This is a genomic window from Chloracidobacterium validum (assembly GCF_018304825.1).
GTDB lineage: Bacteria > Acidobacteriota > Blastocatellia > Chloracidobacteriales > Chloracidobacteriaceae > Chloracidobacterium > Chloracidobacterium validum.
The window spans coordinates 95,402-110,925 of sequence record NZ_CP072649.1; the positions used below are offsets into that span (position 1 = coordinate 95,402).

Consider the following 15,524-nt stretch of genomic DNA (forward strand, 5'->3'; position numbering starts at 1 on the left):
CCCAGCGTAACTGTTGGCACAGGAAGCCGTGGGTACAGTCTCCTTCAAAACCTTCCTCCTCGGTCTCGTGGTTGGCGCAGCGGGTGGTTATGGGGTGGGGCGGTGGTTGCCGTTGGATAGTGCAATCACCACCTCATCGCCACCGGCCGTCAGTTCGCCAGCAACGCCGCCACCGCTGGCCCCAGACCAACTCGGCGCACTACCGGCCAAACATCCACCGTTGGTTCCAGGTGGTGACGCCACCGAGTCGCCGGCCGTTGCGGCCGCCCGCCGGACGGCAGATACCGACATTGGCAACTACCTGGCGCAAATGGATGCGGCGGCCGCACTGTACCAAGCCGGACGCTTCGCTGACTCACTGGCCTACGCGCAGCGGGCGCGCAATCTTCGCCCTGACAGCGTGGATGCCCTGCTGGCCATCGGCGTGTCCCAAGCCGAGCTTGGGCAGTATGACGCCGCCGTGAAAACCCTCGAGCAAGCTGTGGCGCGGCGACCCACCGACGCCGACACCCAAACCGAACTCGCTTACGTTCATCTTCGCCGGAAAGCTTTTCGAGAAGCATTGGCAACGGCTGAACAGGCAGCCCGGCAAGCTGGCTACTCGGAGCGCGCCCTCGAAATCATCGCCCAAGCGGCTCTGGCGCTAGGCGAGCCGGCGCGCGCGCGGGCAGCGGTGGAGCGGCTCGCCGCCGTCAATCCGGGCAATCCGCGCCTTGCCGAACTGACGCGGTCGCTTGCGCCAGACAAAACGACGCCAGACAAGACGCCAGACAAAACGACGAAAGGAAAACCATCATGACCGACCACGCCGAGATCAATGCTGTAGTGCGTGCTCTGGCCAGGTCGCGGCGCGCGGTGCTCCGCCTGGGACTGACCGCCGGGGTCGGAAGTTGCCTGAGCAGTCTGGCTGCCGCCGGACAGCGCAGCCCACGTAACACCGATGCTGCCCTGCTCAACGCCGCCCTCGCGCTCGAACACGAGGCGATTGCGGCCTATGACGCCGGCGCGGGAACCGGGTTACTCAAAGGCGATATGCTCGACCTGGCCGCGCATTTTCAGAGCCAGCACCGCGCGCACCGCGACCTCCTCGTTGAAGAAGTCCGTAAACTCGGTGGTACACCGGCCGTCGCGCTGGCGAGCTACAGCTTCAAAGGCAAGGACGGCGCCCCGGTCGAACTCAAAACGGCCGAAGCCATTCTGGTGTTTGCCCTAGGCCTGGAAGCCGGCGCGGCGAGTGCCTACCTCAAGCTCCTCCCACAGTTGACCTCCAAACCCATGCTGCCCATCATCGCCGGTATTGCCTGCGACGAAGCCCAGCATGCAGCCGCCATTCGCCTCTTGCTGCGTCAGCAGCCGGCCCCGGATGCGGTGGTCAAATAGCCCTACGTTCCTTGAGCTAACTTGCGATTGAGCTGCCTTGTATGTCTGCCAAAGTCCTCATTGCCGAAGACGACCCCGCCTCGCGTACGCTTTTGCAAATTTGGCTGCGCCGGGATGGTTACGAGATCACCAGCGTCGATAATGGAAAAGCCGCGCTGGAAGCCGCTCGCCAGATACTGCCCGACCTCGTTCTATCGGACGTGATGATGCCGGAAATGGACGGCTTCGAGCTGTGTCGTCAGTTGCGCGCCGACCCACAGCTCGGCGAAGTGCCGATCGTACTCGTCACGACGTTGGCCGACAAAGCGTCACGCCTGCAGGGCATCGAGGCCGGCGCAGACGACTTTCTCAGCAAGCCGTACGACAACGCCGAGTTGCGTGCGCGCGTCCGCACGATTGCGCGGCTCAATCGCTACCGCTTACTGCTCCAGGAGCGCGAACAGCGCGCCGCCGAACGGGCGCAAGCTCAGTCCCGGCTCAAGGAACTGGCCGATTTGCTTGACCAGACGCATGATGCCATCGTGCAGATTGACGACCAGGGCAACATCGCCTTCTGGAGTGCCGGCGCGGCGCGGTTGTTTGGCTGGTCGCCCGATGAAATCCACGGACGCAATGCGGCCAAACTGCTCTTTCCCAAGGGTGACGGCCTGCCGCGGGATGCCTTGGCAGCAGTTGTCAGCCAGGGTGAGTGGACGAGCGAATACACGACCTACCGCCGCGATGGGCAGGAAATCACCTTGATGACGCGCTGGTCACTGGTGGCGCGCGCCGAAGACGGCGCGCGGTCGACACTGTTCATTGCCACCGACGTGACCGAGCAACGGCGCATCGAGCGCCAGTACTTGCGCGCGCAACGCATGGAAACCATCGGCATGCTGGCAAGCGGTATTGCCCACGACTTGAACAACATGCTGACGCCCATCGGCATTGGCATCGATCTGCTCCGGCAGCAGGGACTGGGCACTTCCATAGAGGATTTGCTGGACATGATGAACAACAGCGTCGAGCGCGGCGCGGCACTCATCAAGCAGGTGCTGTCCCTCGCGCGCGACGGCGGTGGTTCAGCAACGCTTGTGCAACCCAAACACATCCTGCGCGAAGTGGCGACTCTGGTCCGTGAAACCTTTCCCAAAACCATCACCATCCGGACGGACTTCGACGCTGACCTACGCCCCATCGAGAGCGATCCAACCGAACTGACCCAAGTGCTGCTCAACCTCTGTGTGAACGCCCGCGACGCGATGCCCGACGGCGGGGTTCTCACCATTCACCTGTACAACTTCGCCCCGGACGACGCCTGGCGCGCCGCTCAGCCAAGCGCGGTGTTTGACCAGTATGTCGTCATCGAGGTGGCAGACACTGGGATCGGCATTCCCTCGGAAATCCAACCGCGTATCTTTGAACCGTTGTTCACAACCAAGTCGCCGGATAAAGGCACCGGCCTAGGGTTGGCAACGGTTGCGTCAATTGTCGAGAAACGTCAGGGGGTCATCTCACTGGAAAGCGAGGTCGGCAGGGGAACGACCTTTCGCCTGTACTTTCCAGCCGCAGAAGTGTCTGAAACCAGTGCCAGTCCCACGCAAACCATTCCAACCGGCCGGGGTGAACTCATCCTGATTGCCGACACGGAAGCCTCGACGCTCGACCTGCTGCGCAACGTTCTCGAAACCAACGGCTACCGGGCCATAACCGCCCGGGATGACACCGAGCTGCTGACCGGTTTGCGCCAAAAACCGGCGGCGGCCATCATAGACGCCGATTTGCCCACGACCGGACCGGTCACCCTGGCGGATACGCTAGCGCACTACCCTGAGATTCCGATCATCGGGGTTTGCCCTGACACCACCGAAGCCTGCCGACACCGCCCCCAGGCGCTCACGGCCCAGAGTTGGCTGGGCAAGCCTTTCACGGCATTGCAGGTCTTGCGCGCCTTGCGGGATGTCCTGACCGGGCCGGCGGCGTGACGGTCCTGGCGGGGCTGGAAACAGGCCGCTCGTGGACGGCAGTGGCTCGTTGCCGGCGGCGAGTCGGGTTTCCCACGCGCAGCGGCAAACCGCAAACTAATCGGCCGGCTTGGTGCCAATGATGTCCTCTGGCTTGACGCCGCGCGCGATGCACCAGTCGGCGAACGGCTCGACGGCCGCTTCCGCCAGCTTGCGCCCAACCAGCCGCCGGAGGTGTTCGTCCAGCATGTCTGGCTCCCATCGCGCGTACACTTTCCGCCGATCGGAAGCCAGCAACGCTTCACGCTCTTTGGCGACCAGTTCTTTGAGTTCCGTTTTCTTGAGTTGCGCCAGCAACGCTTCGCCGGTCCGTTCGAGATGATCGAGATACCCCAGCTCGAGGTCCTGGACGCGCTCCTGAGAAGGCGAAGGAAAGAGCGGGCCGGCCTCACCCGCACCAACTCCCACTTCAGGGGCTTCCGACGCCTCAGCGGGCTTCTCAGCGCGAACGGAGGGCATCTTACCCGCCGGTCGGCGACGCTTCGGAGGTAGCTTCGGCAGGGCGTCCTGCCCGTTGACGATGAGCGTGTAAAGCAACCCGCCCGGATTGGCGAGGTCGCGCTGGCGGTATTGCCGGTCAAAGGTGGTGATGGCCTGCTCAATGGTTTCCAGCTTGCCCTGTAGCTCGAAGCTCTCCACCAACTTCTTGGCCACCGACCCAATCATGCCGCGCGCCATGAGCTGGCCCTCCAGGTGGAGCGCGACATCACGCACCGCGCGTTCTTCAGGCGAGAGGTCATCGTCGCACATGGCATCCATCACGTCGTAAATGGGCAGGGCCATTTGCTGGATGCGCGCCCCGAAGTCGAGGTTCTTGCGGAAGTGAATGGTTTCTTCCGCCAGCGTCCACTCGATCAAGAACTGTTTGGCCACCAACTCGTTCAGGGCCGGTTCGAGGCGCTGCATGATTTGCGAGACGTAGAGCAACTCGCGTGACATGCCGACGTGCTCAAATGCCAGCTTGCGCACATTGATGACGAAGTAATCGCCGCTGCCAAATTTCTTGTCGAGGTAGCGAAACAGACGCTTGGCAATCGGCGAGGTCAGGTTGAAGTAAAAATCCGCGTCGAGCTTTTTGAACAGCTTCTCACTCAGGCTCTGGGCAACCCGGTCGCTCCACATGACATAGCTTTTGGCTCCGGTGCGCTTGCCGGCGCCCTCGTCAAAAATTTTGAACTCCTGGATGATGCTCATCCCCACATCCACCAACCGGCCGCTGTGGCGGTCCACGTAGGCGTTTTTGGCTTCGATTCGGACGGCAGCCAGCTTGCGGAGCGAGCTTTCGAGTCGCTCATAGTGTTTGGCGTTCATGGGCCAGCCCAGCCGCCGGATGAGGTCATACCGGCTGAAGTACACCTTCTTTTGAGCGCCCTGTTCGTAAGAAAGCTCCATCAACGCCACATACACGTCTTCATCGGTGGTGCTGGGCAAGCCTTCAATGGGGTGCGGCATGACCGTCCACACCCGCTGGATTTCACGCCCATTCGACGTGATGTGCTCGGTGAAGGTCAGGTAGTTCTTGCTTTTCTGGGCGCGCTTGTCGAGCACGGCAATGGGGAACACAGCCAAGTTGAACTCATCCTGGGCAATGCGGATGACCTCTGGCTTTTCCCCATCCTCGCCGTCGCCGTGGGCTGTGGACGTGGCGAGTTCGGTTACAGGCAAACCTTCCGTCGCGCTTGGCTCACGTTTCTTTCGACGGCTTTGTTTTTCTGCCATGGCGGACAGTCCCGGTGATTGTCGTTCAGATGGCTGCTGCGACCAAGTTGGCGGTGGCCGCCGGGGCTTGCCACCGGTGCCCGAACAAGACCGAGCGCAGGGCTGTTTTTGCTTTAATTATCATCATTATCATTAATTATCATTAATTAGTTAATGGCAGCCAAAAGTTCTTTATTTTCAATAGTTTACAGGCGAATTTTTATGTCAAAGGTCAATAGTCCCCATGCCTTGACCTTTGACATAAGCGCCAAAAAGACCGGTTTTTTATGTCAAGGGTCAATAGTTTTATGTCAAAGGTCAATAGCGTTTATGTCAAAGGTCAATAGTTTTATGTCAAAGGTCAATAGCGTTTATGTCAAAGGTCAATAGTTCTTCATCCAGCTCACGTAACGTCGGCACAAAAACCCCAGAAATTGCACAAGACACAAGATGTTGTGGTACTTGGTGCTATATCTAGTGGTTTAGCCCAGGGGAATTTTTACGTCAAAGGTCAATAGTTTTATGTCAAAGGTCAATAGTTTTATGTCAAGGGTCAATAGTTTTATGTCAAAGGTCAATAGTTTTTATGTCAAAGGTCAATAGTCTTTACGTCAAAGGTCAATAGCACAAGATATGGGTTTGACAGACGCGATGCAGGGTGCAAAATAGCCCAACGCTTTGTTTTACTCAGTCGGCCTTCAAGTGGCGGTTTGAGATGACCGGCGACCATCACCGGCAAGCGTTTTATGCCAAAGGTCAATAAGCATTCTGACCTAGTGAAGCTTGCTTGGCGCGTGTCGCCGGCCGGGTTGGCGTCTCAAGTCAGCGTCGGGGCGAACGGCGACCGGACGCGATGTGACTGGAGACTCACTGTGGTGACGCGGCGAGCCGGGCAACTTGACTAGGTTCGTCTTGAGGAGGTGGCGGCTATGCGGGTGCGGGTATTGCCGAGTTTGGCTGATCCACGAAGTCAGTTGTTGATTACCTTCGTGGTCAATGACTGCCTGGCAATTGACGCCGGGGCGCTGGCGTTCCATTTGACCGGCGATGCGCTGTTGGCGGTTGAAGACATTGTGCTGACGCATGTGCACCTGGATCACATTGCCTCACTGCCCTTTATTTTTTCGGAGATGTTTGCTGACATCCGAACGCCGGTGCGCATCCATGCGACGGCGTCTGACATCGAGCGATTGCGGCGACACATCTTCAACAACGTGATTTGGCCCGATTTTACCCAAATCCGCAACGCGCATGGCGAATTGCTGACCTTCGTGCCTTTCGTGTGGCGACAGCCTTTCGAGGTAGCTGGTCTGCGCGTGACATCCGTTCCGGTCACGCATACCGTAGATACGGCTGGGATTATCATCGAAGACGCGCAGGGCGCGTGTGTGGCTTTTACCTCTGACACGGGGGTGACGGATGAGTTTTGGGAAGTGCTCAACGGATTGCCCCGGTTGGACGCCGTGTTTGTGGATGTGGCCTTTGACAACGCCAACGAGCCAGTGGCGACGGCTTCGCGCCATCTGTCGCCGCGGTTACTGGCCGCGGAGTTGGGCAAGTTGCAGTGCCAGCCGCAGGTGCTGGCCGTGAATTTGAAACCCTTTTGTCGCGAGCGCGTCACACGTGAGGTGATGGCGCTTGACCTGCCCAACGTACGGGTGGCGGCGCTGAACGTGGATTATACTTGGTAGCGTGCCCGGTAGGGCGCGCCAGGGGGGACGTTCCGGCGGCAGAGACTGGTGACCTGTGGAGAGGCAAATTTATGGGGTTTCCAAAAATCATTGTGACCGGTCCATCCGTTAGTGGGCGGGTTGATGAGTGCCGCAGGTTTCCGCTGGTGATTGGCCGCGCGACGAGTAGTGATGTCATCATTTCGGATGAACGGGCTTCGCGCTCGCATGCCAAGATCGAAGCCCTGCCGGACGGTAGCTATCGGTTGATTGATCTGGAAAGTCGCAACGGGACGATGCTCAACGACAATGTGATCGCAGGGTCGGTCCGCTTGCGAGATGGCGATACCATTGTCATCGGCAGCCACCGATTGGTTTTTCAGTTGCCGTCCAAAACGGTAGATGTGCGGTATGATGACAAGCCACTTTCAGGCACGGTTAGGCTTCAGAATGCGGCTGAGTTATTGGCGCTCGGGCGTTCGGGGGACGTGACCGGCAAGCCATCGAGCAGTTTTCGCGCGGTCGCCGCCCCCAACCCGCAAGACGTTACCCTGAGCGCCAAACAGCTCCATCTGCTTGAAAAGCGAAGCCAGATTCTCAGTTTGTTTTATGACTTCAACAAGCGCGTGGCGCGGGAGTTTGACATTGCCACGATCTATGCGGAGGTGGCGCGTCAGGTGTTTGAAATCTCGAACGCCGGACGGGTTATCATCGGAAAGATTGGCGCCGATAACCTGCCCACCGTCGAGTGGGGGACGTATCGGGATGATCTCATGCGCGCCACCTACGCCTCGGTTCCGATTAGCCGGACGGTCATTCGCACGGTGATGCAGGAACGGGTTTCCCTTTTGAGTCGGGACATGAGCAATGTCAAGGGCACCGCGATTCTGGGCGTCCAGTCACTGATGTGCGTTCCGATGTTGGGACAGGAAGACACGCCGCTGGGCGTGATTTATGCCGACAGCCTGCATTTGGACGGCTTCACGGAAGACGACGTGGATTACCTGACCGGGTTGGCTTCGACGGTGGCGCTCACGCTCGAAAACATCATGGCGCACGAGCGGCTCTTGCACGAGGCGGAGGCGCGCACGGCCTATCGTCGGTTTTTGCCGCCACATGTCGTGGACCAGATCATGGAAGACCCGGACAGCCTTCAGTTGGGCGGAGTCAACCAAGTCGTGACCACCATGTTTGCCGACATCCGTGGTTTCACGACGCTTTCCGAGCGCAAGTCGCCCCATGAGATTGTCGCCATCTTGAATAACTACTTCGAGCGGGCAGCCACGGCGATCTTTCGCCATGGCGGATCGCTCGACAAGTTTATTGGCGACGGCATCATGGCGTTGTTTGGTGCGCCCCAGCCGAGCGACCGTGACCCGGTCAACGCCGTTCAAGCGGCGATAGCGCTCCAGGAAGTCATCGAGCAGGTCAACGCTGACCTTGCCGCGCAAGGCTCGGATTTGCGCCTGAGTATTGGCATTGGCATCAACACCGGAGAAGTCACGGCCGGCTACATTGGTTCCAAGCTGCGGACGGATTACACCGTCATTGGCGATGCCGTGAACTTGGCCGCGCGCTTGGAATCCAACGCCAAGCCAGGACAAATTTTGATGGGTGAGACGACTGCCCAGTGTTTGCGCGCGCTGGCGCGCCAGAGTATCGAGTTTGCCGAGGGCGAACGCGAGTTCGCCTTTGTCCCACTGGGGGGAATGAAGGTCAAGGGGAAGCTCAACGAAGTCAAGGTCTATCGCGTCTTGTGGGGCGAGGAATTGGCTACGCTTGGGGACACTTCAGAAAGCGGAACGCCGCCAGTGCTTTTCCGCAGCGCCACGACGAATCCGGTTTTTCTGGAGTCCGAGACGATTGCGCGTCCGCAGTTGGACTGGGGTACCATCCGGCGTGATCCACGCCGCCAAGTCTCGATTCCGGTGGTGGTGACGGGCGCGGACGCGCATGGAAACACTTTCGAGCAGGCGACCGAAACGATTGATGTCAGTCCGTCCGGTGCCTGTATTCGGCTGGCGCAGCCGCTCACCATTCCTTCGTCGCTATCGCTTTTGGTGCCGAGCTACGGTTGGCGCGGAGAAGTAATTGTGCGCAAGCTGACCCGTGACCCACAGGGGTATCTCGTGGGCGTCGAGATCGTTGGTCAGGGACCTCAGTGGTAGCCGCAGTAGAAGACAGAACAATGACGTCAACCGGGCGGCTTTTCTCAAAGCGGAAAAGGCGCAACCTGCCTGTGGGCCATCCCAGATGGCGGCGTGAAGTTTCAACCTAGCTGCCTTACGAGCCAAGGCGAACGCGGACCTTGCGGAGGCGTTCAGGGACTTTTGAAAGAACCTCTTTCAAGGAAGGGCCGGGCCTGGACGATGTAGAGCCGCCCCTGGTACGTCAGCCACTCAATATCCTGAGTGACACCGCCGAAAAGTCGTTCGATGGCGCGGGCCGTCTGTCCCAGTTGGCGAATCATCGCAGCCGTCAGGACGGGCTGATCAGAAACACCCGGCACTTCCTTCAATCCGCCTTTTATATCAAAGGTCAATATGGCTTCATCATCGGCGCGGGTCAGCACCAGCGCCGAATCGCTTTGCGGGCGGTAGATGATCTGTTCGGGAACCCGGCGACCTTCGACGACCCGCAGCCCCAAGCCGCGTTTGGCGTTGATGTAAATGCCCTCGGTGTCACGTCGGTCAAAGGGGTTGGTGGTCACGAGGACACCGGCGCTATCCGCGTTAATGCCTTCCTGAATGAGAACGGCCGGATACACGGCCAAGTGGTCAATCCGGGCGGCTTCACGGGCTTCAAAGGCTTCAAAGTTCCAAATCGAGGCCCAGACCGTCTTGATGGCCGTAATGAGGGCTTCGTCATCGCGGACGTTAGGGACCGTCGTGTAAAGTCCGGCTCCGCTGAAATCCGGCAGGTCCTCGGCATTGGTCGAGCTACGCGCGAAAAGCCCGACGCCGCGATACTCACGGCGAACTTTGGTCAAAATTGCCCGCCGGAGTGCCGGATCAAATGGCGCGGCGACCATGAAGTCGCGCAGCTTGGCCAGTTCGACCTGCCGGGTTTGCGGGTCGTGATGAAATTGGTCGTCGTTGAGCAGCGCCAGCACGCGGTCTTCAATGCCATGCCGGTCGGCAAACGCTTTGTAGTGCGCGAAGGGAATGGAGAAGCCACGCGGCACGGTCACGTTCGGAAGCCGTGCCTGGGCCACTTCGCCCAAGTTGGCCGATTTCGCGCCGAAACGAATGACATCCTGCGCCCGCTGGCGGTGCAGGTCGGTCAGGCTTCGCCACCGGAGGTCGGCGCGTGGCAGGCGCAGTTCGCGGCTCAGGGCGCGTTCCCGTTCGGATTCGACGATTTGCTCGGCGGGTTCAATGGTGATGCCGTCCTCGGTAACGACGACCGTCACCCACCGATCAACTAGGCTGCGAAAGCGCGTGTCGGCGTCCTTGACGTAGGCATTGGGAATGCCCCACCCTTTCGCCAAAAGATTCAAGTGCGACAGTGGCGCGCCCGGCTGCGTTACGATGATGCCCCGCAGGGGGGTGGTCGAAAGCGGGGTTTCCTTGAAAATCACGATGTCTTCGCGCTCAAAGGGCTGTGGCGGCGGCAACTGCTCGACCAGCCGCAGAATGCCGACGGCCTGACCAGGGTTGAGTGGAAGAAAGGTTGTTGCGGGGAGCGCTTCCTCGGCGCGGACGCTTGGCACGTCAGGCAGATGCGCCGCAATTTCCTCGTGCCGCCGGGCGTTGGCCTTGAACGTCAAGGGCGCGAAGAACGTGGCCGTCAGCCGTTCGTGAGCGTAGGCCAGTAGCCCCGGCGTCAGCAGGTCGCCCTCCCAAAACTCATACGTGAACCGCTCCAGGCGCGGCTGCCAAGCCATCGTGCCAAGCAGAAACCGGCGCCGCTCGTTGGTGTAGTTCTTGCGCAGAAACACATCGCCGGCGTCAAGCGTCAGGTACGTCGCCCGCGCAAAATCGCTGTGAAACCGAAAGCGCCTTGAGTTGGCGTAGTACACCTGGCCATCCGCGCAGTTGATGACGAACAGGATGCTCGGCGCGGTGGCGTTTCGGCCCGATGGCGTCAACCGCGCCAGCCGGTCGAAGTCGGCGCGTGTCATCTGGGTAACGTAGTCCGGGGCAGATGGGTCGTCCGGTTCGGACGCGCGGTTGTCCATCACTGGCGCTTGCGCGGTCGTCTGACCGGTGAGAGCCAGCGGGAACAGCGCGCCGAGCGCGACCACCAAGCTGAAGACACAGTGCAGCGCAACGCTCATCAGGCTTTTGGGCGAAACACGGTGATATGGGCGGCATTGCCAGTGATATAGGGGCCGCCAATCAGGTCAATACAGTAGGGAATGGCTGGAAAGACGGCTTCAAGACATTCCCGAATGGACTTGGGCTTGCCCGGCAGGTTGACGATCAGGCAACGCCCGCGAATCCCAGCCGTCTGACGGGACAAAATGGCCGTCGGCACATACTTGAGCGATACGGCACGCATCAGCTCACCGAACCCAGGAAGCATTTTGTCGCAGACGGCTTCGGTCGCTTCTGGTGTGACATCGCGTGGGGCCGGACCCGTGCCGCCGGTCGTGACAACCAGACAGCAACCCTCCACGTCGGCAAGCTGCCGGAGTTCGGCTTCGATACGGGGCTGCTCATCGGGCACGAGGCGCGGCAGGGGCGTCCAGTCGTCGGCAATATAATCGCGCAGAACGGCTACAATGGCCGGGCCAGACTCATCTCGATATACGCCCTGACTGGCCCGATCCGAGATGGTCAGAATGCCGATGGTAATGGTGGGGTGCGCCATAGACTGCTGCTTTGCCTTTAATCTGTCTGTGTGTTGCGATATTCATTTTGCCAGCGCGATCAAGTCATATGCTCAGAAACACCGGCTTTGATTGTCGGGTAGAATGCTTTAGAGTGCGCCTCAATTCTAGCTTTTGATCGGGATTGTGCCATGTCTAAGTTGTTTCAGACCATTTGCCTTGGGTTGCTTCTCGGATGTTCGACCAGTGGCTTGGCCCAGGAAGCCGAGCCGTCTCCTGCGCCAACGCCGCTTTCGCTGCCGAGTCCGGCCGTCCGCGCAACGCAGACCTATGCTGCCCCGGTTGGCGATTACGTGATTGGGCCGGGCGATGTCGTGGACATCAAGGTTTTCAAGCAACCAGACCTGACGGGACGCTTCCGCATCGGCGACACCGGCAGCGTCGAGCTGTTGTTCATTGGCAAACAGCAGCTTGCGGGTTTGACCGAGAGCGAGGCTGCCGATTTGCTGCGGCAAGAGCTACGGAGATACTTGCGGCAGCCCGAAGTGAGCGTGACCGTGACGGAGTTCAACTCGCGGTTGGTCACGGTGATCGGTGCGGTGCGCTCGCCGGGCCGGCTGCCGCTGCGGCGCGCGATGCGCTTGCTGGATGTGATTGCCTTGTCGGGCGGCCTGGTTGAGGACTCCAGCCGGTTCGTCAACATCATCCGCTACGTACCCAAGCCGGCGACGGATACCCCGGCCACCCCCGATGAGGATGTTCCCCCAGATGTCGAAATCATCCCCATCAACATTGACGACCTCATCGCCGGCAACGCCCAGAACAATATACTGCTACAAACGGGCGACATCATTTCGGTTCCACGGGCCGATGTCATTTACCTGGCCGGGAACGTCCGCAAGCCTGGTCCGCTGACGGCGCGTAATCCGATTACCGTCACGCAGGCGATTGCGATGGGCAGTGGCCTGATCGAGGGCGCAAAGCGCAATGACCTGCGGCTCTACCGAACGGTGCCCGGCAAGCTCGAACGGGAAGAAATCAAAGTCAGTCTGGCCGCGATTCAGGCTGGAAAGCAAAAGGACTTGGTTTTACAGGCCAATGACGTGCTCTATGTGCCCCATTCCGAGCTACGGTCGGCGGGCACGGCGTTGATGCGTAACTTGCCCACACTGGTGACCTCGGCGTTGATACCGATTTTGACCACGTCGCTCATCCGCTGAAAATGGGGTAGCGGCGATGTGGCTACCTGCCAGTTGCGCGCTGGTCACGAGATGTGATGCGGAATATCCACGACACAACCAACTTTCGGGCCCTCGACCCCAGCTTGGTGCGGGATTTACTCGAAGACCTCGACCGCGACAAGCCGCCTGCCAAAAACTGGCAAGCGCTCCAGCATCGGTCATTTGCCTGGCTGTTGGGCGCGGCGTTGTTGTCCAACATCGGCACGTGGATGCAAAACACCGCGCAGGCGTGGTTCATCTATGAAACGACACGCAGTCCGCTCTACCTTGGGCTGGATACGTTTCTGATGTTATCGCCGCTGTTTTTGCTGGCGTTTCCGAGCGGCACGATTGTGGATCGGTTTGACCGGCGGCGCGTATTCTTGGCCGCTTCGCTGGCGCAGATTGCGTGTACGGCCTGTGCCGCGATGTTGTTTTTGACTGGTCGGCAAACGGTGTGGGCGCTTCTGAGCTTGTCATTCGTGGCCGGCGTCGGACAGGCTTTTGCCAACGTGGCCTACGTTGCGCTCATTCCCCGTTTGGTGCCTACCCGGGCGCTACCCCAAGCCACAGCACTCAACTCCCTTCAGTTGAGCTTGGCGCGCATGGTCGGCCCCCTCGCCGCCGGTGGCATCCTGCTCTGGCTTGGGCCGGCTGCCTGCTACGCGGCCAATAGCCTGTCGTTCATGGTCTTGTTGGTCATGGCGTTGCGGGTGAAAGAACGTCCGCCGGAAGCGCCAACCATGGACGCCTTCGCCAAGATCACGCGGCCGCTCCAGCCGTTGCGGGAACTGTCCCTGTGGCAAGCGCTGGCGCAGGAAGTCCGGCAGTTGCGGCACTACCTGAAGCGTCGTCCCGGGTTGATTGAAGTGTATGCCCTATGCTTCGTCGTGACGTTTTTTGGGGGGTGCGTCCCGGTGCTGCTGCCAAGTCACGTCCGTGGCGTATGGAATGGCGCGGCGTGGCTTTATACGGTGCTTTTGGGGCTTTACGGGCTTGGCACGGTGCTTGGCTCGCTCTATATCGCCCAGCGACCGAAGCCAATCGGCGGCGGCCGGCGGGCGCTGTATCTCACCGGTGTGACGAGCGCGTCGTTGCTGGCCTTTGCGCTCATGCCGTCACCTCTGATGGGCGCGATGGCCATAATCGCCATTGGCGGGGCGCTAATTGCGCTGCTTAGTCAACTGACGGCACTCGTGCAGTTCGGTTTGGTGGATGAAGTGCGCGGGCGGGTGATGAGCTTGTTTTTGGTGACGTTCCAGAGCGGTTACGCACTGGGCGGGCTGGCCGTCGGTGCCATTGCCACCCGGATGTCAACCGCCACAACCATCTTGGCCTGTGGCGTGGCATTGGCCGTGGTGGCCGTTGGTGGCCGCTGGCTTGATTCGCGCTTGAGCGAGTCATAAGCCTGGTCGCCTACAACTAATAAAGCCGCCGCTTCGTAAGCTACGGCCAGGACGCCAAACCGAGTAAGACGAGTCCTAGTGTGGCCGGTACGGCCTGAATGAACAGGATACGTCGGCTGGCGGTTGCGCCGCCGTAGAGTCCGGCAATGAGCACACACGACAGAAAGAAAACTTTGACTGGTCCACCCAAAGCGCCAAGCCACAGTCCCCAGAAAAGCCCCGCCGCAAGGAAGCCGTTGTAAAGTCCCTGGTTGGCCGCGAGCACCTTGGTCTGCGCCGCGAAGTCTTTGGTGATCCCAAAAGCTTGGAGTCCTCTGGGTTTATCCCAAAGGAACATTTCGAGTACCAGAATGTACACATGCACGCTGGCAATGAGAAAAACGACCAGATTGGCCACGAACACAAGCACGGAAACCTCAAACGTTGCCGGAAGGCGTTGACGTTCGCGCACTTGCCGGTTGCCAGTGGGCGGTACCAAGGTGGCCGGTCGGCACGTTTTTATGGTGCGCTGATATAGGCGTCGATCTGGCGACGGATGCGGTAGTAATCTTCAAGTAGGCGGTTGATCCCTACTACAAAGGGAATCTGAGCTGCGGCAGCTTCTTCGATGCGAGCCGCCAGCGCCAGCGCTTCTGGCGTGTCTGGCGCGGTTTTCTCTTCAAGCGCCATCAGTTCATAGACGTTCTCGCCGCGTGGGTGGTGGTGGTAACAGTGCGTCACAAACGCAAGTGTCAACCCATCCGCAATCTGATGAAGCAAATCCACATCCGCCAAGTGGAAGTCAGCCAGGAGAAAAGAATCCGATTCAACCCCAAGCGAACGGGCCAGCTCGTGGATGCGACTGACAAGGGATTCATCGAGAGCTACTGGCACGGATGCCCCATTGGTCATGGCAGGTTGGTGTCAATCATGAGCTTTTCAGACATGGCAAAGAGCAACTTTTGCCGCGCACTCACCCCGTTCCGCCGGGATGATTGCCACAGCGCGACGGCCTTGGTGTATTGCTCCTGGACTTGCGGGGCGTGGCCTTCGTGGGCTAGCTGTTCGCCAAGCGCGCGGATTTGCCGTAGTGCGCGCTCTTGCTCTTGCCGGGCATGAATGAGCAACCGCATCTGTGTCGCCAGATAGGCTTCCAGCTCGGCCGGCGACTGGGGAGCAACGGCCGTTTCGTACACTTCGTCAGCGTACTGCGGTAAGCCGTTCATCTGGTTGGACTGTCCTGTGCGTTTGCCTTTGGCACTCTTGGCAACATTGCCGTTCTGGTTGCCGTTGTGGCTTCCACCTCGGCGGGGTCTGCGGTGTGGCTTCATCGGCACAATGCCCTTCGTGTCGAGTGTGGTCAGGTGGCGTGCGGCGCAAGCGCCCTATCGAAG

General features: G+C 59.9%; 13 protein-coding genes. 7 read left to right on the forward strand and 6 right to left on the reverse strand.

What is annotated here, in order from left to right; translation table 11 throughout:
* Positions 1-28: 28 nt before the first annotated feature.
* Genes J8C06_RS11530 through J8C06_RS11540 form a run of 3 tightly spaced genes read left to right on the forward strand, consistent with a single transcriptional unit; the run spans position 29 to position 3,344 of the window.
* Positions 29-799, forward strand: coding sequence for a tetratricopeptide repeat protein (locus J8C06_RS11530; RefSeq protein WP_211430311.1), 771 nt, complete (start codon positions 29-31; stop codon positions 797-799).
* Positions 796-1,380: a DUF4439 domain-containing protein gene (locus J8C06_RS11535; RefSeq protein WP_211430312.1), complete on the forward strand. Its 585-nt coding sequence runs from the start codon at positions 796-798 to the stop codon at positions 1,378-1,380. The genes J8C06_RS11530 and J8C06_RS11535 overlap by 4 nt, the downstream gene beginning before the upstream one ends.
* Positions 1,381-1,421: 41 nt before the next feature.
* The gene (locus tag J8C06_RS11540; protein ID WP_211430313.1) at positions 1,422-3,344 is read left to right on the forward strand and encodes an ATP-binding response regulator; all 1,923 of its coding nucleotides are present in this window, start codon (positions 1,422-1,424) and stop codon (positions 3,342-3,344) included.
* Positions 3,345-3,440: 96 nt separating this feature from the next.
* Here the strand turns inward: J8C06_RS11540 and trfA are convergent, their stop codons facing one another.
* Positions 3,441-5,102 (reverse strand): plasmid replication initiator TrfA, encoded by a 1,662-nt coding sequence (trfA, locus tag J8C06_RS11545; protein ID WP_211430314.1) that lies wholly within the window; start codon positions 5,100-5,102, stop codon positions 3,441-3,443.
* A 908-nt stretch (positions 5,103-6,010) separates the two neighbouring features.
* On the opposite strand from trfA, the gene J8C06_RS11550 reads away from it, so the two are divergent.
* On the forward strand, positions 6,011-6,772 hold the full coding sequence (locus tag J8C06_RS11550) for a 3',5'-cyclic-nucleotide phosphodiesterase (protein ID WP_211430315.1): 762 nt from the start codon (positions 6,011-6,013) through the stop codon (positions 6,770-6,772).
* A 71-nt stretch (positions 6,773-6,843) separates the two neighbouring features.
* On the forward strand, positions 6,844-8,919 hold the full coding sequence (locus J8C06_RS11555; RefSeq protein WP_211430316.1) for an adenylate/guanylate cyclase domain-containing protein: 2,076 nt from the start codon (positions 6,844-6,846) through the stop codon (positions 8,917-8,919).
* A gap of 152 nt (positions 8,920-9,071) precedes the next feature.
* Here J8C06_RS11555 and J8C06_RS11560 read toward each other — a convergent pair whose 3' ends face one another.
* A complete protein-coding gene (locus J8C06_RS11560) occupies positions 9,072-11,030 on the reverse strand; it encodes a PEP/pyruvate-binding domain-containing protein (RefSeq protein WP_211430317.1) in 1,959 nt (652 codons plus the stop codon).
* Complete coding sequence (gene mog, locus J8C06_RS11565; protein WP_211430318.1) at positions 11,030-11,566, reverse strand: molybdopterin adenylyltransferase; 537 nt, start codon at positions 11,564-11,566, stop codon at positions 11,030-11,032. Before mog ends, J8C06_RS11560 begins: the two co-directional genes overlap by 1 nt.
* Positions 11,567-11,716: 150 nt before the next feature.
* On the opposite strand from mog, the gene J8C06_RS11570 reads away from it, so the two are divergent.
* Together J8C06_RS11570 and J8C06_RS11575 are read left to right on the forward strand one after the other, a co-directional pair.
* Positions 11,717-12,745: a polysaccharide biosynthesis/export family protein gene (locus J8C06_RS11570; protein WP_211430319.1), complete on the forward strand. Its 1,029-nt coding sequence runs from the start codon at positions 11,717-11,719 to the stop codon at positions 12,743-12,745.
* Positions 12,746-12,801: 56 nt separating this feature from the next.
* Positions 12,802-14,151, forward strand: a complete 1,350-nt coding sequence (locus J8C06_RS11575) for an MFS transporter (protein WP_211430320.1) — start codon at positions 12,802-12,804, stop codon at positions 14,149-14,151.
* A 40-nt stretch (positions 14,152-14,191) separates the two neighbouring features.
* Here the strand turns inward: J8C06_RS11575 and J8C06_RS11580 are convergent, their stop codons facing one another.
* The 3 genes from J8C06_RS11580 to J8C06_RS11590 are packed head-to-tail and all read right to left on the reverse strand — an operon-like array spanning position 14,192 to position 15,356.
* On the reverse strand, positions 14,192-14,602 hold the full coding sequence (locus tag J8C06_RS11580; protein WP_246602139.1) for a DUF1304 domain-containing protein: 411 nt from the start codon (positions 14,600-14,602) through the stop codon (positions 14,192-14,194).
* 47 nt (positions 14,603-14,649) lie between these two features.
* Complete coding sequence (locus J8C06_RS11585) at positions 14,650-15,042, reverse strand: hypothetical protein (RefSeq protein WP_211430321.1); 393 nt, start codon at positions 15,040-15,042, stop codon at positions 14,650-14,652.
* Positions 15,039-15,356: a hypothetical protein gene (locus J8C06_RS11590; protein ID WP_211430322.1), complete on the reverse strand. Its 318-nt coding sequence runs from the start codon at positions 15,354-15,356 to the stop codon at positions 15,039-15,041. The genes J8C06_RS11585 and J8C06_RS11590 overlap by 4 nt, the downstream gene beginning before the upstream one ends.
* Positions 15,357-15,524: the final 168 nt, after the last annotated feature.